At 65.2% G+C, this 23,112-nt stretch carries 17 protein-coding genes and 1 riboswitch; of the genes, 13 read left to right on the forward strand and 4 right to left on the reverse strand.

The features are described from left to right. Positions 1–117: 117 nt before the first annotated feature. The 3 genes from OLSU_RS02635 (at position 118) to OLSU_RS02645 (ending at position 3,249) form a co-directional block, all read left to right on the forward strand. On the forward strand, positions 118–1,062 hold the full coding sequence (locus tag OLSU_RS02635; RefSeq protein ID WP_013251400.1) for an ROK family protein: 945 nt from the start codon (positions 118–120) through the stop codon (positions 1,060–1,062). A gap of 177 nt (positions 1,063–1,239) precedes the next feature. Beyond that, positions 1,240–2,751: a PTS fructose transporter subunit IIC gene (locus tag OLSU_RS02640; RefSeq protein WP_013251401.1), complete on the forward strand. Its 1,512-nt coding sequence runs from the start codon at positions 1,240–1,242 to the stop codon at positions 2,749–2,751. 45 nt (positions 2,752–2,796) lie between these two features. After that, positions 2,797–3,249: a fructose PTS transporter subunit IIA gene (locus tag OLSU_RS02645; protein ID WP_013251402.1), complete on the forward strand. Its 453-nt coding sequence runs from the start codon at positions 2,797–2,799 to the stop codon at positions 3,247–3,249. Between the two features lie 157 nt (positions 3,250–3,406). On the opposite strand, the gene OLSU_RS02650 is transcribed toward OLSU_RS02645, so the two are convergent. Together OLSU_RS02650 and OLSU_RS02655 are read right to left on the reverse strand one after the other, a co-directional pair. After that, entirely contained in the window at positions 3,407–4,327 is a 921-nt protein-coding gene (locus OLSU_RS02650; protein WP_013251403.1) for a 1-phosphofructokinase family hexose kinase, read from the reverse strand. A gap of 64 nt (positions 4,328–4,391) precedes the next feature. Next, the gene (locus OLSU_RS02655) at positions 4,392–5,243 is read right to left on the reverse strand and encodes a class II fructose-bisphosphate aldolase (RefSeq protein ID WP_013251404.1); all 852 of its coding nucleotides are present in this window, start codon (positions 5,241–5,243) and stop codon (positions 4,392–4,394) included. A 442-nt stretch (positions 5,244–5,685) separates the two neighbouring features. Between OLSU_RS02655 and OLSU_RS02660 the strand changes: the two genes are divergently transcribed. The 3 genes from OLSU_RS02660 to OLSU_RS02670 all read left to right on the forward strand — a co-directional run bounded on the left by OLSU_RS02660 (position 5,686) and on the right by OLSU_RS02670 (position 8,798). Next, positions 5,686–6,483 carry a DeoR/GlpR family DNA-binding transcription regulator gene (locus OLSU_RS02660; RefSeq protein ID WP_013251405.1) on the forward strand — a complete coding sequence of 266 codons (798 nt, stop codon included), beginning with the start codon at positions 5,686–5,688 and terminating at the stop codon, positions 6,481–6,483. 152 nt (positions 6,484–6,635) lie between these two features. Next, positions 6,636–7,805 carry an N-acetylglucosamine-6-phosphate deacetylase gene (gene nagA / locus OLSU_RS02665; RefSeq protein WP_013251406.1) on the forward strand — a complete coding sequence of 390 codons (1,170 nt, stop codon included), beginning with the start codon at positions 6,636–6,638 and terminating at the stop codon, positions 7,803–7,805. 147 nt (positions 7,806–7,952) lie between these two features. Further along, entirely contained in the window at positions 7,953–8,798 is an 846-nt protein-coding gene (locus OLSU_RS02670) for an HAD family hydrolase (RefSeq protein WP_013251407.1), read from the forward strand. A gap of 9 nt (positions 8,799–8,807) precedes the next feature. On the opposite strand, the gene OLSU_RS02675 is transcribed toward OLSU_RS02670, so the two are convergent. Continuing rightward, on the reverse strand, positions 8,808–9,983 hold the full coding sequence (locus OLSU_RS02675) for a GGDEF domain-containing protein (RefSeq protein ID WP_013251408.1): 1,176 nt from the start codon (positions 9,981–9,983) through the stop codon (positions 8,808–8,810). A gap of 477 nt (positions 9,984–10,460) precedes the next feature. On the opposite strand from OLSU_RS02675, the gene OLSU_RS02680 reads away from it, so the two are divergent. The 7 genes from OLSU_RS02680 to OLSU_RS02710 all read left to right on the forward strand — a co-directional run bounded on the left by OLSU_RS02680 (position 10,461) and on the right by OLSU_RS02710 (position 21,032). Next, the gene (locus tag OLSU_RS02680; RefSeq protein WP_013251409.1) at positions 10,461–13,019 is read left to right on the forward strand and encodes a Cna B-type domain-containing protein; all 2,559 of its coding nucleotides are present in this window, start codon (positions 10,461–10,463) and stop codon (positions 13,017–13,019) included. A gap of 115 nt (positions 13,020–13,134) precedes the next feature. Continuing rightward, positions 13,135–13,212: riboswitch (cyclic di-GMP riboswitch) on the forward strand. A gap of 64 nt (positions 13,213–13,276) precedes the next feature. Continuing rightward, positions 13,277–13,891 (forward strand): hypothetical protein, encoded by a 615-nt coding sequence (locus OLSU_RS02685; RefSeq protein WP_013251410.1) that lies wholly within the window; start codon positions 13,277–13,279, stop codon positions 13,889–13,891. Between the two features lie 433 nt (positions 13,892–14,324). Beyond that, on the forward strand, positions 14,325–15,392 hold the full coding sequence (gene pheS / locus OLSU_RS02690) for a phenylalanine--tRNA ligase subunit alpha (protein ID WP_013251411.1): 1,068 nt from the start codon (positions 14,325–14,327) through the stop codon (positions 15,390–15,392). A 70-nt stretch (positions 15,393–15,462) separates the two neighbouring features. Further along, positions 15,463–17,934: a phenylalanine--tRNA ligase subunit beta gene (pheT, locus tag OLSU_RS02695; protein ID WP_013251412.1), complete on the forward strand. Its 2,472-nt coding sequence runs from the start codon at positions 15,463–15,465 to the stop codon at positions 17,932–17,934. A 150-nt stretch (positions 17,935–18,084) separates the two neighbouring features. After that, positions 18,085–18,861: a hypothetical protein gene (locus tag OLSU_RS02700; RefSeq protein ID WP_013251413.1), complete on the forward strand. Its 777-nt coding sequence runs from the start codon at positions 18,085–18,087 to the stop codon at positions 18,859–18,861. Continuing rightward, entirely contained in the window at positions 18,862–19,599 is a 738-nt protein-coding gene (locus OLSU_RS02705; protein WP_013251414.1) for a GntR family transcriptional regulator, read from the forward strand. It begins immediately after the preceding gene. A 62-nt stretch (positions 19,600–19,661) separates the two neighbouring features. Next, the gene (locus tag OLSU_RS02710; RefSeq protein WP_013251415.1) at positions 19,662–21,032 is read left to right on the forward strand and encodes an alpha-amylase family glycosyl hydrolase; all 1,371 of its coding nucleotides are present in this window, start codon (positions 19,662–19,664) and stop codon (positions 21,030–21,032) included. A gap of 581 nt (positions 21,033–21,613) precedes the next feature. On the opposite strand, the gene pyk is transcribed toward OLSU_RS02710, so the two are convergent. Continuing rightward, positions 21,614–23,056, reverse strand: coding sequence for a pyruvate kinase (pyk, locus tag OLSU_RS02715; RefSeq protein WP_013251416.1), 1,443 nt, complete (start codon positions 23,054–23,056; stop codon positions 21,614–21,616). Positions 23,057–23,112: the final 56 nt, after the last annotated feature.

Here is a 23,112-nt window from a genome sequence, read left to right on the forward strand (position 1 = left end):
TCTAGCGTTGATCGGCCCGCCTGGCTGTGCCAAGTGGGATACTGACCCTGAGCCGGGCGCGTGTCGGACGCTCGCCCGACCCCTCTGGGATGGCACCGATCGTAGCGGGAGGCAGCAATGGCACATGTTTTGGGCATCGACATTGGCGGAACCTCCATCAAGGCAGGCCTCTTTGCCGAGGGTGGCAGGCTCCTGGACGTCAGGCAGATCCCCACGGGCTCGCTCGTGTGCGCGGAGGCCTTCGCCGGGGTGGTCACCGGGCTGCGCGAGCTCTGCTCCGTCAACGACGTGGACGAGGGGGACGTGCGTGCCGTTGGCCTTGACGTGCCTGGTCCCGTGGACGACCAGGGCCGCGTGGGCATGCTCCCCAACATCGAGCTCGACCCCGACGGGCTGCAGGATGCCATCGTCAGCCACTTCTCGGGCGCGGCCCTGGCCTTCGTGAACGACGCGAACGCGGCGGCGTTGGGCGAGCTCTGGCAGGGGTCTGCCAAGGGCGTCGGCAGCTTCGTGCTGGTGACGCTCGGCACGGGCGTCGGTGGTGGTGTGGTCGCAGGTGGCCATCTCGTCTCGGGGGCGTCCGGTGCCGCGGGGGAGATCGGCCACGTCACGGTCAACCCCGAGGAGGAGCGTACCTGCGGCTGTGGTCGCAAGGGCTGTCTGGAGCAGTACGCGTCCGCCACGGGCATCGTCCGTCTGTATCGGCAGGAGCTCGCGCGCCGCGGCATCGAGGGCGCGCGCGTTCGGCATGACACCGACACCCTCACCGTGTTCGAGGCGGCGCGCGCAGGTGATGAGGCTGCCGTGCGTGCGATCGATTCCATGTGCGATTACCTGGGGTTCGCGTTAGCGCAGATTTCCTGCGTCATCGACCCCGAGGTGTTCCTCATCGGAGGCGGCGTCGCGGGCGGCTTCGAGCAGTTCTCAGTTCGCCTCTCTTCGGCATTTCGGGCTCGCTGCCTGGCATCCTGCGCGTCGACCAGGATCCTGCCGTGCTCTCTGGGCAACAAGGCGGGCATGTACGGCGTCGCCTTCGCAGCCCTGCAGAAGGCTGGCGAGTAGCTGTGGGCCTGCGTGCGGTCGGGGCCTGCGTGCGGCCGAGGGGCTGGCTCGCGGCCGGGGCCGACCCATGCGAGAGGGCGTTGGTTGCGAGCACGTATATTGTGCCGCAACCTGTGGAAGGGCCTTGCTAGAATTGTGGTGGAATTGTCGGTAAACAATAAGAAAGGGGAAGTGAAGATGGCTGAAGAGACCTATGACATCATCGCCGCGACAGGCTGTCCCACAGGCATCGCTCACACCTTCATGGCCAAGAAGGCGCTCGAGGATGCCGCGGCGGCAAAGGGGCTGACCATCAAGGTGGAGACCCACGGCCAGGTAGGCATCGAGAACGAGCTCACCCCCGCCCAGATCAAGGCCGCAAAGGCCGTTGTCATCGCTGCGGACAAGGACGTCAACGCAGAGCGCTTCGAGGGCAAGCCCCTGGTTTCCGTGGGCGTCTCCAAGTGCCTGTCCGTCGAGATGGCCGAGGGCCTGATCGACCGTGCCCTCGCCGCGAAGCCCGAGGGCGAGCTCGCCGAAGAGGTCGCCAGCGCCTCGGCCTCCGACGAGGGGGCCGAGAAGGAGTCCGTCGGGCATGTCATCTACAAGCACCTGATGAACGGCGTCAGCCACATGCTGGTCTTCGTCGTCGCGGGTGGCGTCCTCACGGCGGTCTCGTTCCTGTGGGGCATCACCTCCTTCGACTCCACCGCGGCCGACTACAACAGCTTTGCGGCCTGCCTGAAGATCGTCGGCGGCATCGCCATGAACCTCATGGTCCCGGTGCTCGCTGCCTACATCGCAGAGTCCATCGGCAAGCGCCCGGCGCTCGTTCCTGGCTTCGTCGCCGGCATGATCGCCATCCAGGGCCTGCCCGTCTCGCCCGAGACGGGCCTCATCGACGCCGGAGGCAGTGGCGTGGGCTTTGGCTTCCTGGGTGGCATCGTCGGCGGTTTCCTCGCCGGCTATGTCGTCCTGGGCCTGGAAAGGCTCCTCTCCGGCATGCCCAAGAACCTGGACGGCCTCAAGGCCATCTTCCTGTACCCGCTGCTCTCCACCTTCGTCGTCGGCCTGGTCATGCTGGGCATCTCGGGTCCCATGGCCACGATCAACACCGCGATGATGGACTTCCTGAAGGGCCTCTCCGACTCCGGCCCCGTCGTCTTGGGCCTGGCCATCGGCTGCATGTGCGCCTTCGACATGGGCGGTCCCGTCAACAAGGCGGCCTACGTCACCGGCACCGCCCTCCTGACCGAGGCCCTGACCGCAGGCGTGGGCACCGACACGTACAACTTCGGCACCAACTTCATGGCAGCCGTCTCCGCCGCCTGCATCGTCCCGCCACTGATCACCACCTTTGCCGTCATCGTCGGCAGGAAGTACTTCTCCCAGTCCGACCATGACGCCGGCATCGTCAACCTCATCCTGGGCTGCACGCACATCACCGAAGGCGCCATCCCGTTCATGACCAAGAACATCTGGCCGGTCATGCCCATCATGATGCTGGGTTCCTCCATCGCGGCCATCCTCACCATCTTCTTCGGCGTCCACGATCCCGCCCCGCATGGCGGCTTCTTGGTTCTGCCGGTCGTCGATGGCGGGCTGCTCTGGGTCATCGCCATCCTGATCGGCGCCGTCGTTGGTGGTATCCTGTACACGGTCTTCAAGGCGTCCGAGTACAAGAGGAACGGCAACAAGGTCGTCGAGTAGCGAGGCCGTCGAGTAGTGACTGGAAGCGACTGAAGGAGCGCGCCAATGAGTGACTTCGTGCAGGCATCCCACGTATTCCTGGACAATCCCGCCAAGACCGTCGATGAGGCGCTCGCCTTCCTCTCGGCGCAGGCCGTCGCACTCGGCATTGCCGAGGACGAGCGGGCCGTCCTGGATGCGTTCAAGGCTCGCGAGGCCGAGGGCACCACGGGCATGATGGAGGGCTTCGCCATTCCGCATGCCAAGAGCGAGGCCATCAAGCAGGCCTCCGTCATGGTCGTCAAGTTTGCCGGAGACGTCGAGTGGGAGTCCATGGACGGCAAGCCCATCAGGGTCGCCATCGCGCTTTGCGTCCCCGGTGGCGAGGCGGGTACCACCCACCTGCAGCTTCTCTCCAAGGTCGCCGTCATGCTGATGGACGAGAAGTTCCGCAACGAGACCCTTGCCGACGTCGACACCGCATCCATAGCCGCCCGCATCAACAGCGGTCTCGACTAGCATCCTAGCGACGCGACGGACGTCGTCGCATCAGCACCTGGCATGGCCTGGGGTCCGGCGCGTCTGCGCCGGACCCCTTTCGCTTGCATGCCTCTACGTGCGTACAACCGGATGCCACGTGCCGCACGGTTAGACGCCGCGCGCCGTACGCCAGGCCTTATGCCACGACCTCCACGCGGATCTGGCCCTCGAGTTCGGCGACCCTGGCGAAGTCGCCGAGCCCGGCGCACATGGCGACGCTGCCGCCGGTCGCCATGGCGCGGCGCAGCGCGCCTTCGACGTTCTCGCGGTCGGCGAACCACAGGGACAGGAAGCTCGCAAGCGTGGCATCGCCGGCGCATGCGGTGGAGTACACCTCGACCCGGGCGGCACTTGCGCGCCAGACCCGTGCCCCGTCGTAGAAGTACGCGCCCCTCTCGCCCAAGGTGAGCAGGATGTTCTTGCAGCCGTGCTCATGGATCAGACGCAGGGCGGACACGATGTCGGCCTCGCTCTTCACGTCGACGCCGAAGATGGCCGCAACCTCCTCGTCATTGGGCTTGATCAGCAGCGGCCTCTTCTCCACGAGCTCGGCCAGGCGCGCATGGCTCGTGTCCAGCACGACCTCTGCGCCCCGGGCGTGGACGTGGTGAATCACCTCGTCGTAGAACGTGGGCTCGATCTGGGGCGGGAGCGAGCCGGACACCACAAGGCACTCGAGGTCGGCGAGACCGTCGATCAGCTCCAGCATCTTGAGCTGCCTCCCACGGGGTACGGCACAGCCGGCGCTGGGGAACTTGTACTCGTCTGGTCCGCAGGTCACAAAGGTGTTGATGCGCGTGATGCCGTCGACCATCACGGGATGGGCCTCGCAGGCACGCCCCCGTGCCCCATCGATGATGTAGCGACCCGAGAAGCCGCCGAAGAAGCCCAGGATGGGCGCCCGTATGCCAAAGTGCTGCAGCGTGAAGCTGACGTTGAGCCCCTTGCCGTTGGGCGTGTAGACCGCGTCACGGGTACGCGAGACCACGTTCTTCTCGACCGAGTCCGCCGTCACGTTCATGTCGATGGCGGGATTGGGCGTAAGGGTGTAGATCATGATGGCTCTCCGGTCTGCTACGGCTTGCTTGCTCGTGTCTGCGGCTCGCCTGGTCGAGAGGGACCTAGGCCTTGCGGGTGGAGCCCAGGTTGTCCATATGGGACGCCACGACTGCGAAGATCTGGTCCATGCCGGGAGCGGCGGGCTTCTTGGGGTCGAAGCAGCTGGGGTTCTCCTCCATGTAGCCCATGAAGCCGCGCGTGTAGGCCTGACGCAGCTCGGTGGCATAGTTCACCTTGCAGATGCCGTTCCTGATAGCCTCGGCTACCTGGTCATCGGGGACGCCCGAGGTACCGTGCAGCACCAAGGGGACGTCCAGGCGCTCGCGGATGGACGAGAGGATGCCCTGCTCGATGTGCGGGGTGCCCTTGTAGATGCCGTGCACCGTGCCAACGCCGACGGCGAGCGAGCTGCAGCCCGTGCGCGCGACGAACTCCTCGGCCTGGTCGGGATCGGTGTAGGGGCTCTCTCCCTCGACCGCGGGGCCGTCATCCTCCTTGCCGCCCACCTTGCCGAGCTCGGCCTCCACGGGGATGCCGACGGGTCCGGCGACCTTGGTCACGGAGGCGGTCAGGGCGACGTTTTCCTCGAAGGGCACATGGGAGCCGTCGATCATGACCGAGGTGTACCCAGCGTGCATGGCCTGCACGCAGCGGCCGAAGCCGTCTCCGTGGTCCAGGTGGATGGCGACGGGGACGCTGGCCTCCTCTGCCGCGACCCTGCACAGCGCGGCGAAGTAGTCCAGGTTGGCATACTTGACGGTGCCCGGGGTGGTCTGCATGATGACCGGCGACCTGCGGTCCTCGGCCGCGCGAATGACCGCCATGACGAACTCGAGGTTCTCCACGTTGAATGCGCCGACCGCGTAGTGTCCGGCCTGTGCGTCCAGGAGCATTTCCTTGGTGGTGGCAAGCATGTCGCTCTCCTTCTCGTCTGCGTCCGGCGTTCGTCGGGCTTTTCGGGCACTGGACCTTTCGGGTCGCCCGGCCTCTGGGTCGCCGGACCTTGGGCGTGTGTCTGGCCTCATTGTAGGGACGGGCTCGGTGGGCCGTGGCACACGTTTCCCTCGTCTTTCGTCGATTGGCCAGGGAAGTGAAAGGAAAAGCAAAGGTCTTTGCCTTGACCCATGGCGCATGCCGTTCGAAGCATGGAGTGCGCTACGGAGAATTTGCTGTACGATGACCATAGAATCCATGGGAGGACGATTGGGGTGCCGCAGCGCCGGCGCTTGCCCGTCACAAAAGGAAAGTGAAGGGAGAGTACTATACTTTCCCTTTAGAAAAGTAAAAGGAACACATTCCCATCACATGAGACGCCTCATGCCATGGCATGGCATACGCGTAGGGGAGGGGTATCTTATGGCGCTTGAGGCCCGGGGGAGTGGCCTTGGCATCGACGAGCGTCGTGCGGCGATCCTCGCCCTGCTCGATCGTGAGTCCACGGTGAGGGTGTCCCAGTTGGCGCAGGCCTTCTCGGTCTCGCGCGTCACGGCGCGCGGGGACCTTGACGCCCTTGAGAGGGCCGGCAAGCTCCGCCGTACACATGGGGGCGCCGTGTCGCTGTCACGCCAGCTGACGGTGTCGGTGCAGGAGCGCCGCGTCAACGTGAACGCGGGCGCGAAGCGGGCGATCGCGCACGAGGCGGCGCGGCTGGTGTCGGACGGCGAGTCGCTCCTGCTCGACTCGGGAACCACGGCCCTCGAGTTCGTGCGGGCGCTCTCGTCGCACAGCTCGCTGACCATCGTCACGGCGGATCTGACCATCGCCGAGTACGTCGACCGCTCCATGCCCGGCTGTGACGTGGTGCTGCTTGGCGGCCTTTTGCGCAAGGCGCACCGCTACACGAGTGGCCCCCTGGCCCTCGCGGCCCTCGCGGGCCTGCGTACGGACTCCGCCTTCCTCTGCCCCGGCGCCTTTGCGCCCGAGCGGGGCTTCATGACCGACTACCAGAGCATGGCCCAGCTCAAGCACGAGATGCTCCACGCCGCCGGAAGGCGCTACTGCCTCATCGACGCGAGCAAGGTCGGCGCGGGCGGCCTGATGCGCTTCGCCGGCCCGGGTGACTTCGAGGCCATCGTGATGGACCGCGACCCAGACGGGATCGTCGCCGGTCAGACCGAGGGGTTGGGGGTCAGGCTCGTCCTCGCGCAGGCATAGCCGACCGCCCGCCTGACATGCCGAGAACGGGGGACATGGCGATGGGCGGCCGTGCCCTGATGGCCGGGCGGACCGTCCTCCCCCGTCGGGCCTCCAGCCTGTACCATGGGAGAGGACATGCCTGTGCTCCGTCTTGTCTTGGAGGGACGCTCATGAGTGACTATGCAGTGAAGGCTGACAGGTTCGTACTGCCCGGATATGTCGCTACGGGTGGCTACCTGGTGATCTCCGGAGGTGTCTTCGGCACCTGGTCCGCCGAGGCGCCCGAAGGGATGGAGGTCGTCGACAGGGGTGGTCGCTGGGTGGTCCCCGGTTACGTCGACACCCACATCCACGGGCAGGCCGACCACGACGTCATGGACTGCGATGCGGCTGGCGTGAACGAGGCGTCGCTCGCGCTCGCCCGTCGGGGCACCACGTCCTGGACGCCTACCACGCTCACACAGCCGCGCGCGCAGATCACCTCCGCATGCGCGAGCGTCTACGAGGCGAGCGAATCGCGCGACGACGACTTCCCTGGTGCCCGCATAGAGGGAATCTACCTCGAGGGACCGTTCTTCACCGAGAGGCACTGCGGGGCGCAGAACCCCGCCCACATGTTCGACCCAAGCGTCGAGGCCTTCAGGGAATGGCAGGAGGCCGCGCACGGCCTCATCTGCAAGAGCGCGCTCGCGCCCGAGCGCAAGGGCTCGCAGGAATACTGTGCCACCCTTGCCGACCTGGGCGTCGCGTGCGTCCTCGGGCACTCCGACGCCAGCTATGAGCAGGCCCTTGCCGCCGTCGCCGCAGGCGCCAGCTGCTTTGTCCACACCTACAACGGCATGAGCGGCCTGCATCACAGGGACCCCGGTCTCGTGGGCGCCGCCATGAGCACGGTGGGCACCTACGCGGAGGTCATCTGCGACGGCAAGCACGTTCTGCCAGGTGCCGTCAAGGCGCTCGTCGACGCAAAGGGCTGGGAGCACACCGTGATAGTCTCGGACGCCCTGGCGTGCGCGGGGATGCCCGATGGCGACTACGTGCTGGGTGACCTTCCCATACGCCTTGGTGACGACCTGGCGCACCTCATCCTGGAGGACGACACGATGGGCTCGATCGCCGGCTCCGTCACCTGCGTCGCCCAGGAGGTCAAGAACCTGGTGGACTGGGGCATCGTCACGGCCGAGCAGGCCGTCCGCATGGGGTCCGAGATACCGGCACGCTCGGCGGGCGTGGATGACGTCTGCGGCCTCATCCGTCCCGGGCGCTGCGCGGACTTCAACGTGTTGGGGCTTGACCTCACACTGGAGGAGACCTACGTGGGTGGCGTGCTGGTCCAGTAGCGCGCCGGTCCGGCGCGTGGGCGTGGGGATCCCCTCTCGACGTCCGATGCTCGCTGCGCCAGCCCTCGGCCTATGCGGTGCCGTCGGCACCGTCCGTCCCGCCTGTGTCCGCGCCAGACTTGCGGCATCGTCAATCCGGAGGCACCCGTGGCAGTCAAGCTCATCCTCGCTGACATAGACCGCACCATCCTTCCCGAGGGAGAGAGGAGCGTGTCAGCCCGTACGGTGGCGGCGTTTCACGCCGCACGGGATGCGGGCATTCATGTTGGACCTGCCAGCGGACGTGGGCATGCCTGGATGCCCTCCCTCTTCGGTGGGGACGAGCGTTGTTGCGAGACCTGCATCGCCACCAACGGCAACCAGGTCTTTCTCGACGGGAGGAAGCTGCGCGAGGCCCACTTCGACGAGGAGTCGCTTGCTGTCGTGGCCGCTTGCGTCAGGGACATAGGCGGAGCGGGCCTGGTTGCCTTTGATGGCGCGACGCCCGTCTTGGTGGAGGGCCGGCTCGAGGACCTTGAGCCCATCTTTCCTGCGTATGCCGATGCCTGCCGCAGTGACGGGGATGGTGGACCCGTGGGCCTGTCGGGTCTCTCGGCAACGAAGGCGAATGTGTTCATGGGTGCCGACGGTCGCCGTGCGGACGAGCGCGCGACACGCGACCTCGTCGCCATGCTGAACCGTGACATACCTGGCCTTGACTTCGACTTCCCCGAGCTTGGCTACGTCAATGTCATGCCTGAGGGCTGGAACAAGGCGTCGGGCATCGACTGTCTGGTCGAGGCGCTGGGCATCAGCTTGGACGAAGTCGTCGTCTTCGGTGATGCCGGCAACGATCTCAGCATGTTTGCGCACGTGCCCGATTCGGTTGCCGTTGCCAATGCGACCGAGGAGGCCGCCGCAGCCGCACGCTGGCACATAGGCGCCTGCCGGGACGACGCGGTTGCCGCGGCCATCGAGGCGCTCGTCCGTGGCGAATGGCCGTTCGTGGGATAGGGACGACCCCTACTCCCGCCCGTGCCCCTGGCCCTGCTTCTGCTTGTCCCTGTACATCGCCGCATCGGCTTGGTCCGTGAGCGCCACTACGTCGGCCATGCCGTCGATGGTCCCTCGGGCACATCCAAAGGCGAAGCTCAGGGGCTGCCCGCCTATCAATAGGCCGTCGGCACTCGTGTTAGATTCGAAGACACGCCTGCCGCGGGTGAGTCGGCGAGTGACGTCGGAGGCCATGTCAGGTGAAAGCAGGACGAACTCGTCGCCCCCAACGCGGTAGAGACGCTCGGCGTGGCTGAGTTCCATGGAGACCGATGCCGACAGCAGCGCGAGGGTACGGTTGCCCGTCTCGTGACCAAAACGATCGTTGCATGACTTGAAGTCGTTGACGTCCATCACGGCGATGGTGACGTCCTGCCCATGGCGGCCTTGGATGTCGTGACGGAAGGCGCGTGCGTTGCGCAGCCCCGTCAGGACGTCGTGGTAGGAGTAGCGTTCGAGCTGAGAGCTTAGGCGGATGTCGCGGATATGCGTGTAGTATCTCACGCAGCATGCGACGATGAGCACCAGGCCGAGGGCCAAGGTGTTGGTCGCCGTCCCGTGGCTGAGGTGGTCGGTCTGCAGGGCGAGGCAGAGCATGATCGCGTAGGACAGGGCGATGCCCGGGATGAGTATGACGGGCCTGATCGCAAAAATGCAGACGATGCTCACCATCTGGATGAAAAAGGCGTAGAGCCCGTTGCCGCGCTGCAGGTCACCATATGAGATGAGTATCCCAAAGGCCATCGCCACAACGACGAACTGGCCGATGATGAGGTGCGATGACAGCGAGTCCGTGCGCATGGCCCCCCTGCGGCGTTTGAACAGGTATCCCGCAAGCAGCAACGCCGCACTCAGGAACATGGTGATGTAGGCTGCCTTGTGCCAGGCGATCCATGCCCGACCCACGGACTCGACGACTCGGGGGTGCCTTGACATCAGGACGTTGTTGATGGTCAGGTACGTCTCCATGAGCATGGTGATTGCGGCAAGCACTGCACCGCAGCGGAAGTTCAACGCCGAGAGGGCTGCGCGCTCGTCGGGTGCGAGGCGCTCTGCGCCGAGTATGGCCCTCAAGGTGGAGGGCATGCGGCGAGGGGGCCATCCTGTCCTGAGGTGCTCGTGACCGGGCCTGTTTGGGGACCTCATGTGATATGTCCTCGCACTCTCTGCGAATCGCTGTCGATACCGTTGCATTTGCCGATGCCGTTGCATTGTAAGGTTACGCGAACCGTTCGGTGTGCCGATGTCGGGACGCTCCCATCTGCGCCTCGTCCTTTAAGCCATCTTGTGGCCAGCTCCCTTCTCCTCTAGAATGGGTCTTGACAGACCCATCGAAGGGCAGGGGCGCAAAGCTATGGGGTCTGGAGCGGCAGCCACCCGTAGTCTTTTCGGACAGGGGAGTGGCAATGTCGCTCCCTTCCATGAGGCCTGCGCAATCCTGAAATCAGGGCTGTCCACGTATGGTCCTACCCGAGGTGGCCGGCGCGTGCCGTGTCGTGCCAGCTCGACTTGTCTTGTCACTTGGTGACAGTCGCATTTGATCGTCTTGCTTCTCTCCTGGTCATGCTGTTGCCCCCGCAGGCTGATGTGCCCGTCTGCGAGGACAAGGGAAAGGAAATGAGGATGTTACTGAAGAGGTTGCGCTACCTTCTGGCGGTCGCCCTTGCCGTGGGGATAGTGGTCGTGGGGGGAGGCCGCGCCCTCGCCGAGCCGCAGTCTCCCCGCGTCGAGCTTCCGAATGTCGTCACGAACGCCCACGTGACCACCTCCACCGGCACCACGCCGGTGAACGTCGGTCCTTGGCAGGCGTTCAAGATCCACTTCCACTACGTTCTCCCCAACCTCACGGTGCACGAGGGGGATACCACCACCATAGAGCTGCCGGCCGGGTTCAGGAGCGCCGCCCCGACCGACTTCGTGATCAAAGACGGCGACCACATCATCGCCAGAGGCAAGACCGATCCCACCAACACGAAGTACATCCTCACCTACACGGACTACGTGGAAGGCAAGTCCGACATCTCGGGCGACTTCTCGGTGAACGCCCAGATCGATAGCGACGTCCACACCCAGTCCGGTGTGCTGCCGGTGAACCCCGTGGTGAGCGGCGAGACGGTGCCGGCGGGTTCCGTCAACTACACGGTGCATGTCGAGACGGCCTTGCCCATCATCAAGTCTGGCTGGGCGAACGCCTTCGATACCACCAAGGGCGTCTGGCAGATCAAGATCAACCAGGACGGCAAGGAATATACGGATGCCGTGCTCGACGACACGCTCCTGACCCCCGGCGTGTCGATCGATCCCGATTCGCTCGAGGTGTTCGAGGGCACCTGGCAGCTGCAGGGCACGAGCTACAAACTTGTCGGCCAGACCGACGTCACCAGCCAGTACCTCCCCCAGTTCATTTCCACCGGCACGACGTTCAAGCTCGGGTTGGGTCATATCCCCGCTTCCAAGGGGCTGCTGGTGCGCTTCCAGACCAAGATCTCCTACACGCCTCTCCCTGGAGAGAAGTTCGAGAACAAAGGGACCCTTACCGACAACGGCGTAAGCAAGGAAAGCAAGGCCTATTACCTTCTGCCGACTGCTGGCGGCACCGGAGAAGGATATAACTACACGATCAACATCAAGAAGACCGACGAGATGGGCGCCCCTCTTGCAAACGCGGTGTTCGATATCGTCCGCACCCGCACCGGTGCGGTTGTCGGCCAGGTGACCACGAACGCTTCCGGCGAGGCGAGCCTGTCAGGCCTTCTGCGCGATAGCTACGTCATCAAAGAGACCACTCCGCCATCGGGGTATCTTGCGGCTGACGACCAAGCGGTCATCGACACCGACTTTCCCCTCACGACCAAAAGCGTGACGAAGACGTTCGTCGATAAGGCCGCTCCGACCACGGTCGACGTTGCGGTCGAGAAGGCATGGAACGACAACGGCGATCAAGACGGGATCCGCCCCTCCTCGGTCAAGGTCAGGCTGTTCGCCGACGGTGCGCCCACCAGCAAAATAGTGACGCTCGATTCGGCCGGTTCGTGGAAGGGCTCCTTCACGGGCCTTGACCAGAAGGATGCATCGGGCAACGATATCGCCTATACGGTGGAGGAAGATCCGGTTCCGCTGGGATACACTTCGGCGGTGACCGGTGACGCTGCGGCGGGATATACGGTCACGAACTCGCACGACCCCGAGACCGTCGACGTCCCGGTCGAGAAGAGGTGGGTCGGGCCCGCGGGCTCCGAGGTCACGGTCAGGCTGCTCGCCGACGGCGCCGACACCGGCAGGGAGCTCAGGCTCAACGAGGGCAACGGCTGGAGGGGCTCCTTCGACGGCCTCCCCAGGTACGACCACGGCCGCGAGGTCGCCTACGCGGTGACCGAGGCCGAGGTCTCGGGGGTCGACGGCTCCAAGTACGAGACCTCCGTCGAGGGCAACGCCTCCGACGGCTTCACCATCACCAACGTCAACACCGAGACCGTGGGGGTCTCCGGGACGAAGACCTGGGACGACGATAACGACCGCGACGGAGCCCGCCCCGCTTCGATTACGGTGAACCTCATGCGCGACGGCGCGAGGGTCCTCTCCCGGACGGTCGCGCCCGACGCCTCCGGCGCGTGGGCCTACTCCTTCGCGGGCCTCCCCAGGTACGCCGATGACGGCCACGAGTACGCCTACACAGTGACCGAGGAGGCGGTCCCGAACTACGCGACCACCATCGACGGCGCGGACATCACCAACTCCCACACGCCCGGCAGGACCTCGGTCACCGTGACCAAGGCCTGGGACGACGCCAACGACCGGGACGGCCTGCGCCCCACCTCGGTCGAGGTGCAGCTCTACGCGAACGGCCATGAGCTCGGCGCTCCGGTCACCCTGAACGCCGCCAACGGCTGGGCCCACACCTGGACCGGGCTGTTCATGAGGGAGGCCGGCAAGGACGTCGCCTACGAGGTCAGGGAGGTCTCGGTCCCGAGGGGCTACGAGGCCTCGGTCTCGGGCGACGCGACGGCGGGCTACACGATCACCAACGCCCACGTGCCCAAGAGGGTCGTGAAGGCCGCCACCAAGGCCGCGACCGGGCTGCCCCAGACCGGCGACGCCGCCGGCGCCCCCGCGCTGGCCGCCCTCGCCGCCTCCGGCCTCGCCGTGGCCGCAGGCGCCCTCCTGCGCAGGCGCGAGGGGTAGGCTCCCCCGCCCCCACGTGCGGCAGGCCACCTGCCCGGGCGGCCCCATCGGGGCCGCCCGGCCCTTTGTGTCTCGTCCTTTAAGCCATCTTGTGGTCAGCTTGCCTCTCCTCTAAAATATGTCCTGGCAAACCCATCGAAAGGTGGGGACGCAAAGCTATAGGGCCTTGTGCGCATGGCAGCCAGCTGCGGTTTCTCTGAGGGGATCGTGGCTGGTTTTTCATACGTCGTGGCCTGTCTGTCCACAGGAGGAGGATTATGTCCATCACAAGCAAGCTAAGCAGGGTCCTGACGCTGGCGTGCACCGCCGTCTTGGCCAGTACGCTGATGATCGGCCTGACTGCGTGCTCCAATGACGAGCAGGCCATCAAGGACGGCATCAGCACGGAGCTCGGCGCCTTCAAGAATCCCACCAAGGAGTCCTTGGAGCCGTACGTCGGTCAGCTCAGCAGCTCCGACCTCAAGGAACTCGAGACCTACGGCATCGACATCTACGAATTCTTGGGTCACTGCTTCAGCAAGTTCGATTACTCGGTCGGTAAGGTGAGTGCGAGCGGCGATACCGCCACGGCAGAGCTCTCCCTCACCAACGTGGACGTTCAGTCCGCCGTGAAGGCCACTTCGGACGAGTTCCAGTCGAGCGACATGCGCGACGAACTGGCACAGATCTATACCGACGGTGGCGAAACGGCGCTGATTCAGAAGTTCTTCGAGATGTTCTATAGCAAGCTCGACGAGACTACCGAGACCGTCTCCAACGACGTGACCGTCAAGCTCACCAAGAGCAACGGCAGCTGGACCATCGATGACGACAGCCTCAACGACCTCGTCAGCGCGGCATATGGTGGCGCGGACTTCTCCAGCATGCTGTAGTTCTCCGATACGTCGCAGTCATACGCATTGGCCATCAATTGGTCCTCAGATGCTGTGAGTTGGCACAGGCTGGCGCTTCCACGCACCAGCCTGTGCTACCCTGTGGCACGAGGCAGTGACGGAGAGGTCCGCATCGTCGCGTCGCCCACGGACAGAGAGGGAGCCCATCGGCTGAGAGGCTCCCACGGGGGCTGATGGGCGGAGTTCACTCTACCAGCCGCGACCTGAACGTTCCTTTCGCCTTGTTCCCGGGCCTTTGCCCAGGCACCCTGGCGAGAGTGCCAGTAGGGGAGCCGTACGTCCCACGGCACGGGACTCAACGAGTGGGTGCTCGCGAGAGACAACGTGCGCATCAATCAAGGTGGTACCGCGGAGACATCCGTCCTTGGGCACTGAGCCTGGGACGGTTTTTTGTTTTGGAAGGGGTTTCGCGATGGCAATGTCCGATGACCTGAGGGCCATTCAAGCACAGGTCGAGCAGGGAGTCCTCGGGGCGGACACCCTCGATGCGCTCGACAGGATCCGCGTGGCGTCGCTGGGGAAGAAGGGTTCGCTCACGGCCATCATGCGCTCGATGGGCAAGGTCCCACCCGAGGAGCGCCCGGCCATGGGCCAGCTCGCCAACACGGTGCGCGCCAACGTGCAGGCCGCCATCGAGCAGCGCAAGCTGCAGCTCGCCAAGGCTGCCCTCGACGCCAAGATCTCCGCCGAGGCGGCCGACGTCACGCTGCCCGGCCGTCGGCTGGCGCCAGGCACGCAGCATCTCATCAGCCAGATCCGCGAGGAGATCGAGGACATCTTCTGCGGCCTTGGCTACACCATCGAAGACGGCCCCTTCGTCGAGACCACCTACTACAACTTCACGGCCCTGAATGCCCCCGAGGACCATCCCAGCCGCTCGGCCAAGGACACCTTCTATGTGGTGGACAACGCCCCCGAGGGCAAGGAGACCCACGCCCTAGGCGAGTCGGACGTGCTCCTGCGCACCCAGACCTCTGGCGTCCAGGTGCACGTCATGGAGACGCGCAAGCCCCCCATCTACATGGTCTGCCCGGGCACGGTCTTTAGGCCCGATACTGCCGACGCCAACCACCTGCCGCAGTTCACGCAGGTGGAAGGCCTGGTAGTGGACGAGGGCATCACCTTCGGTGACCTCAAGGGCACGCTTGACTACTTCTGCCGGGAGATTTTTGGTAGGGACCGCGCCACGCGCTACCGCCCGCACTTCTTCCCGTTCACCGAGCCCTCCTGCGAGGTGGACGTCTCCTGCGGCGTCTGCCACGGCGAGGGCTGTCGCTTCTGCAAGAACACCGGCTGGCTCGAGATCCTGGGTTGCGGCATGGTCGACCCCAACGTCTTGGGCTACGTGGGTATCGATTCCGAGAGGTACTCGGGCTTTGCCTTCGGCATCGGCGTGGAGCGCGTGGCGGCACTCCGCTACGACTTGCCCGACCTGCGCATGCTCATGACCGGTGACATGCGCTTCCTCAGGCAGTTCTAGGACTCCTCGCCCCATCCCACCGACATCCCTGCGGGTCACGCCCGCCCCTCCTTGAGAAAGGCAAGTAGACATGCGCGTCTCTTACGAATGGCTCAAGACAATGGTCGACGTTCCGGACGACCCGCACGAACTCGTGGATGAGTTCGTGCGGACCGGCACCGAAGTCGAGGCGGTGGAGCGCCTTGGCGCCGACATACGGGGCGTCGTTACCTCACAGGTGCTGGAGAAGGTCCCCCATCCCGACTCCGACCATCTGTTCGTCTGCAAGATGGACGTGGGGGCATGCAACGTCGATGCCGACGGCAAGCCGGTTCCGCTACAGGTGGTCTGCGGGGCGCAGAACTTCGAGCAGGGGGACAAGACCGTGACGGCCCTCGTGGGCGCCAGGCTCCCGGGTGGGATCGAGATCAAGAGAGGCAAGCTCAGGGGCATCGAGTCCCTTGGCATGAACTGCTCGTCACGCGAACTGGGCCTTGACGGCGACCATTCGGGCATCATGATCCTGCCCCCAGACGCTCCGGTGGGCGTCGACTTCACCGAGTACCGAGGCATGTGCGACACGGTGATCGACTGCGAGATCACGCCCAACCGTCCCGACTGCCTCTCCATGTGTGGCATGGCGGTGGAGGCCGCCGCAGTGCTCGACAGGGACACCCACATCGAGCTGCCTGCCATCAAGGGGGAGTCTGCGGACTTCGGCCGCACGGCGGATCTGGTGGACGTGCACATCGAGGATCCCGAGCTCTGCGGTCGCTACACCGCGCGCGTGGTGAGGGGCGTGAAGATCGCTCCCAGCCCCGAGTGGCTCGCAAGGCGCGTCATCGCCTGTGGCGCACGCCCCATCAACAACGTCGTGGACGTCACGAACTACGTCATGTTCCTGACCGGCCAGCCGCTACATGCCTTTGACCTGGGAAAGCTGGGTAAGCGCGCAGGCAAGCGACACATCGTCGTGCGCGCCGCACGAAAGGGCGAGCTCCTCACCACCTTGGACGGGCAGGAGCGCGCGCTCACGCCGGACATGACCGTCATCACCGACGACGGGAAGACCCCCATCGCCCTCGCGGGCGTCATGGGCGGCCTGGACTCCGACATCGACGAGGGTACCGTCGACGTGCTGCTGGAGAGCGCCGTCTTCGATGCGGGGCACATCTCTCGCACCAGCCGCAACCTCGACCTCATGAGCGAGGCCTCCATCCGCTACGAGCGCCAGGTGGATGGGGCACGCTGCGCCATCGTCTCGGACGTCGCGGCCGCCCTCTTCGAGCAGTGCTGTGCGGCCCAGGTCTGCGAGGGCATGGTCGACGCCTATCCTGCGCCCGTCGCCGCCCCCGAGATGGATTTGCGTCCCGACCGTGTCCGCGCCCTCTGCGGTGCCCCCATCACGGACGAGTTCATGGTCAGCCGTCTCGAGCGCCTGGGATGCTCCGTCGGCCACGCCGAGGCGTGCGGCGGCGCCCTGCACGTCGTGGCGCCCACCAACCGCCCGGACCTCGTCCGCGAGATCGACCTCGTGGAGGAGGTCCTGCGCCTCTGGGGCGAGGGCGACGTGGAGCCCACGCTGCCTGCCGCCCGCAACCATGCCGGCGGGCTCACCGTGGAGCAACGTCGCCTGCGTGACATCGGGAGCGCCCTGCGCGCGAGCGGCCTTGCCGAGACGTCCACCTACAACTTCGCCGACCCGCGCGACCTTGAGCTTCTGGGCATGGACGAGGTGGGGAGGGGCGTTCCCGTCAAGATCATGAGGCCGCTTGTGGCCGACCAGTCCGAGATGCGTCGAGACATGATGCCGGGGCTGCTCCGCTCCGTCGCCTACAACATCGACCACGGCGTGGACAACGTCCACCTCTACGAGATCGGTCGCGTCTTCTTCGGCCATCCGCACAGGAGCCAGCCCGACGAGCCCCTGTTCGTCTCGGCTGCGATGTGCGGCTCCTGGTCTGATGACAGCTGGTGCGCCAAGCGCCTCCCCCTGGACTTCTTCGACGCCAAGGGTATCGTCGAGGGTCTCCTGGATGCCCTGCGCATCGTCAGGGTCCGCTTCAAGGCGGCCGATCCAGCTCGCTACGGCTGGCTGCAGCCGGGTCGTTCCGCCGAGGTCATCGCCCAGGGCGAGCTTCTGGGCTGGGTGGGCAACATCCATCCCACGTCACTCAAGAACTTCGACATCGACGTTCCCGTCGTCGCCTTCGAGCTCTCGGTCGCCGCGCTCCTGCGCCTGGCACAGCGCGAGCTTCCCTACGAGGACGTCCCCACGCTTCCCGGCGTCTCCATCGACCTCGCGCTCGTCGTGGACGAGGCCATGACCTTCGAGCAGGTCGTCCAGCGCATCAGGAGCGCCGGCGGCAAGCTCCTCTCGGACGTGCGACTCTTCGACGTGTACCGTGATGCGGTACGCGTGGGCGTCGGCAAGAAGTCCATGGCCTTCTCGCTCACCTATCGCGCGGCAGACCATACCCTCACCTCGGAGGAGGTCGACCGGGCGCATGGCAGGCTCGTGACCAAGGTCATGAGGAGCACGGGCGGTGAGGTCCGTGGCTAGGCTTGCTGACGGCCTCGTGGCCGGGCCTACGGATGGTCTCGTGGCCGGGCCTGCGTCGGTGGCTGCGGCGAGGTCTGCGACCGGGCCGTTGCGGTCGACTTGCGGAGCTCTTGGGGCCAGCGGAGCCCCCGAGCTGTTAGGATAGGTCCCATGCCAAGCTGGAACATACATACCGCCCACGTGGAGTCCCTGCTCCGTACGCATGACGTTGCGGAGCTGGGCATCCGTGACGCCAACGCCTTCCTGTTCGGCAACGTCCTGCCAGACGTGTATGTGGGCTACATGGTCACGGACGTCAGCCGGAGGCTCGAGTACGCCGAGACGCACCTTGCAGACCCCACATTCGTCCCCGAGCCTCGCTACCAGGAGTTCTGGGAGCGCTATGGCTGGCCTAGCAACTCCCGGGGCGTCGTGTCCGACGTGGTGCTGGGCGCGTGGTGCCATCTGATGGCGGACAACGTCTACAACGCGCGCAACAACGCGTTCATCCGTGAGCGCGGCATCAGGCCCGGGGAGCGGACGCGCATCCGTAAGCAGAGGGACTTCGACACCTTTGGCCGTACGCTCGACATCAGCTCGACCTTCGTGGTCGATGCCGGCCTGCTGGCGCAGTGCGCAGCCTTTCCCCAGTATGCGGTGGCCGAGAGGGACGTGCGTGCCGCGGTGGAGGTGGCCAACCAGGTGGTGGCGGCCAATCGCCGCGACCACATCGACGGCGCAGCTGCGTACTCCATGCTCACGGCCGGCTTCTTCCGCGAGGCGTTCGACGCGGTCGAGAGCCTCATGGCCGAGAGTCTCGCGGCCTATGCGGCAGGCACGTTCGCGCGAGGGGGTGGCTCCGGTGTGCAGCCAAGCGGCCAGGGCGTTCGTGTGGGCAGCCGGTGCGCACAGGGGGACGGCCGGGCGATGCAGGGAGGCGAAGAGTAGATGCCGACGTTTGACAAGTCAGAGGGTGCGCTCCTCTACGTGCAGGTCTCCGACTTCGTTCGCGAGAAGATCTACTCCAAGGACTGGGGTGTGGACGAGCCCATCCCGTCCGAGCACGAGCTGATGGGCATGCTGCACCTCTCGCGTGGCACCGTCCAAAAGGGCATCCGCCAGCTCGTGGACGAGGGGCTCCTCGTCCAGCAGCGCGGGCGGGGCACCTTTGTGGTGCAGCCGGTCATGGCGCGTCCCAGCAGCAACCGGCTGCTCTCCTTCGGCGAGTCCATGAGCGCCCAGGGCGTGGAGTTCGAGACCAGGGTCGTGGAGCGCCGTGTTGAGCGTGCTGGTGCGATCTGTGCGGAGAACCTGCAGATAGAGCCCGGAGATGACTACCTCTACCTCTGCCGTGTGCGCTACGTGCGCCACCGCGCGGTCATGCTCATCGAGAGCCACCTGAACCTCTCCGCCTGCCCGGGGCTCGAGGAGGTGGACTTCTCGAGCGAGTCGCTCTTCGCGGCGGTCGAGCGCATGAGCGGACGCGAGATCGGACGCTCCGAGATGGTCTACACGGCACGCGTCGCCGGCAAGAAGCGCGGGGGCTACCTGGAGTGCGACGAGCACGCACCCGTGCTCGAGCTTGACCAGCTGGTCCGTCTGGCCGACAGCACGCCGTTCGAGTGGGGTAGCGTATGGCTTCCGGCGAACCGCTGCGTCATATCGAACGAGACGCGTCGCGCGTAGGTCGCACGTGAGTGGCACGTGGGTCGTATGGGAGGGCCGAGAGCCCATAGGGAGGAGTTCGCATGAGCTGGTACGAGGAGTCCGTCATCTATCAGGTGTATCCGCTGGGGCTCACGGGCGCCCCGTACGAGAACGACGGCACGTCCGAGCCCACGCCACGTCTGCTGAAGCTGGTCGACGACGGTTGGCTCGATCACATGCGTCGCCTGGGCGTCAGCTGCCTCATGCTGAACCCGGTGTTCGAGAGCGGCTCACATGGCTATGACACCTGCGACTACACAGTCGTCGACCGGCGCCTGGGCACCAACCCAGACCTTCGTGCGGTGGTGGACGCCGCCCACGAGCGAGGGATGCGCGTTCTCCTCGACGCCGTGCTCAATCATGTGGGACGCGGTTTCTGGGCCTTCGAGGACGTGCTCAGGCGGCGTGAGTCCAGCCCGTATGCCGGTTGGTTCAACGTGGACTTTGGTGGTGACGACGCCTATGGGGACGGCCTCTCATACGAATGCTGGGAGGGCGTCGACTCCCTGGTGAAGCTCAACCACGCCAATCCCGAGCTCAATGCCTACCTGGCCGACGTCATCCGGGGCTGGGAGCGCGAGTTTGGCATAGACGGCCTGCGCCTAGATGTGGCCTACTGCTTGGACCAGGGCTTCTTGCGCTACCTTCGTGAGGTCGCCGACGAACTTGGCGCTGCCCGCACAGAGCGTCTGGGCGAGAGGGATGCGAAGTTCGTGCTTGTGGGCGAGACCCTGTTTGGCGACTACAACCAGTGGATGGGCGATGACCTCTGCGACGCCGTGACCAACTACGAGGCCTACAAGGGCCTGTGGTCGAGCATGAACTCCCACAACATGCATGAGGTCGCCTATGCGCTGGACCGCCAGAGCGGAAGCCAGCCCTGGAACCTCTACACGGGTCGCCATCTGCTGAACTTTGTCGACAACCACGACGTGGTGCGCATCGCGACCAAGCTCGATGACGCCCGCCAGCTGCGTCCGCTCTACGGGCTCCTCTTCGGCATGTGTGGCGTCCCATGCGTCTACTACGGCAGCGAGTGGGGCATCGAGGGCGAGAAGTGTCCCGGTGACCATGAGCTGCGCCCCGCGCTGGATGTGCCCCAGTGGAACGAGCTCACTGACTGGCTGCAGGCGCTTGCGGCCTGTCGCGTGCCGGGCCACGCTGGGTCGGAGGCCCTTTCGTGGGGAGACTACCACCAGGTGGAGGTCCAGCCCAACCAACTGCTGTTCCAGCGCAAAAGCAAGCGCGAACGGCTCTTCGTGGCCGTCAATGCGGCTGACGTGCCGTATACCTTCCACTTCGACGCCGGCTGCGGGCGGGCTATCGACGTGATCACGGGCGAGGACCACGACTTTGGCGGCGGTAGTGAGGTCGCGCCCTTCTCGGCACACTTCTGGCTCTGCGAGCGCTAGCTGACCCCGTGTGCCGTCTGGTGTTGCCGCCGGGCGGGGCCTGGTGTCAGGCTGGCGCTGGCATGTGGGCGGCGGGTGATAACAGGTGAGGCCCCGCTAGTCCGCCGGTCGTGGGCCGGTCGTAGGTTTTGTGGGCGGTATTTTGTGGTCCATGGATGGCAGGGGAGCTTTTGTGAGTCGTTTGGGACGTTGGCTCACAAAAGCTCCCCTACCATCCGTTTTCCAGGCCCTGTGGGATGGGAGAGGAACTATTGTGACTCTGGTCTCCTGGGCGACTCACAATATCTCTCCTGGCATCCCAAACGGAGCTGATTTGCGGACGTATAGTGAACTATTGTGAAAATGATTAAAAAATTTTTCACAAAGATTCCCCTGCCATCCACAGACTGACGAAAACCGGACGGCAGGTGAAGTTCTGTGAAAAGTGCCCGTACATCCATGGAGCGTCCGTCTGACATTCCATCCGACAAAAGAGCCCCACCTGGCGTTTGCCGAGGTGGGGCTCCATGCAAGGACCTTGCGGCATCACACGCGCCGCACGCCGGACGTTGCATGTGCGCGGCGTGCGGGGAAGGTGGCGGCTACTGGATCTGGGACACCATCGTCATGTTGGTGGACGTGATGTAGTCACCCTGCGACGGGGAGGTCTGCGGGTCACCCGCCGTGATGACGACAAGGTCACCGGTGTTGACGACACCCTGCTCCTTGGCGATGGTCAGTGCGTTGTAGCAGGTGGACGAGAGGGATCCCTGCTCGGTCGTCTTGTAGCCGTCGACGCCCCAGAGGAAGCAGGTCTTGCGGATGGCGTGGTTGGACGGCGACATCGCGACGATGTTGAGGTGGGGACGGAAGTTGGAGATGAGGCGCGCGGTGCGGCCTGAGTGCGTCGGGCAGATGATGCACTTGGCGTCGACGCGGTCGGCGATCTCGACGGCGGCCAGGCCGATGGCGGCATTGACGTTGCGCAGGCCGCCGCGGTCGTGGTACTGGTGGCGCTCGGCCAGGTACTTCTCGGTCTCCTTGCAGACGGACGCCATCATCTTGACGGCTTCGACCGGGTACTTGCCGGCTGCGGTCTCGCCGGAGAGCATGACGCAGTCGGTGCCGTCGTAGATGGCATTGGCGACGTCCGTGACCTCGGCGCGGGTCGGACGGGGGTTGCGGATCATGGAGTCGAGCATCTGGGTTGCCGTGATGACTGGCTTGTAGGCCGCGGCGCACTTGCTGATGACCGTCTTCTGGACGTGGGGGACCTCTGCGGGTGGAATCTCGACGCCCAGGTCGCCACGGGCGACCATGATACCGTCGGAGTGCTCCAGGATCTCGTCGAAGTTCTTGACGCCCATGGCACTCTCGATCTTGGGGAAGATGTAGACGTTGCGCATGCCGCTCTCGGCACAGATCTCGCGGATCTCGTCGACGGCCTCGCCGTTGCGGATGAAGGAGGCGGCGATGGCGTCGATGCCCAGCTCGCAGCCGAACATGATGTCTGCCTTGTCCTGCTCGGTGACGGAGGGCAGGCCCACCTCGACGTTCGGGACGTTGACGCCCTTCTTCTCGCCCAGCTCGCCGCCGTTGTCGACCACGCAGTGCATGTCGTTGCCCTCGACGTGGTCGACGGTGAGCTCGATGAGGCCGTCGTCGATGAGGATGGTCGAGCCCTTCTCGACCTCCTTCGGAAGCTCCTTGTAGTCGAGGGAGAAGCGCTCTGCGGTGCCCACCACGCCGTCATCGGTGGTGATGATGGCGCGATTGCCGGTCTCGAGGGTGACCTTCTCGTGGTTCTCGAGCTCGCCGGTACGGATCTCGGGACCCTTGGTGTCGAGCATGATGGCCACGGGGATGCTCAGCTCGTCCGAGATGCGGCGGACGCGTTCGATGTTGTTGCGGTGATAGTCGTGCGAGCCATGGCTGAAATTGAAGCGCGCCACGTTCATGCCGCTCTTGATGAGCTCGCGCAGGACGTCGTCGCTCTCGGTGGCGGGTCCCATGGTACAGACGATCTTGGTCCTCTTGGTAGACATCTGGTTCCTCTCGTCTCATAGAAACTGACCGACAGGATGCGTCGGCCAGCGGATAC

The sequence above is a fragment of the Olsenella uli DSM 7084 genome (assembly GCF_000143845.1).
Taxonomy (GTDB): Bacteria; Actinomycetota; Coriobacteriia; order Coriobacteriales; family Atopobiaceae; genus Olsenella; species Olsenella uli.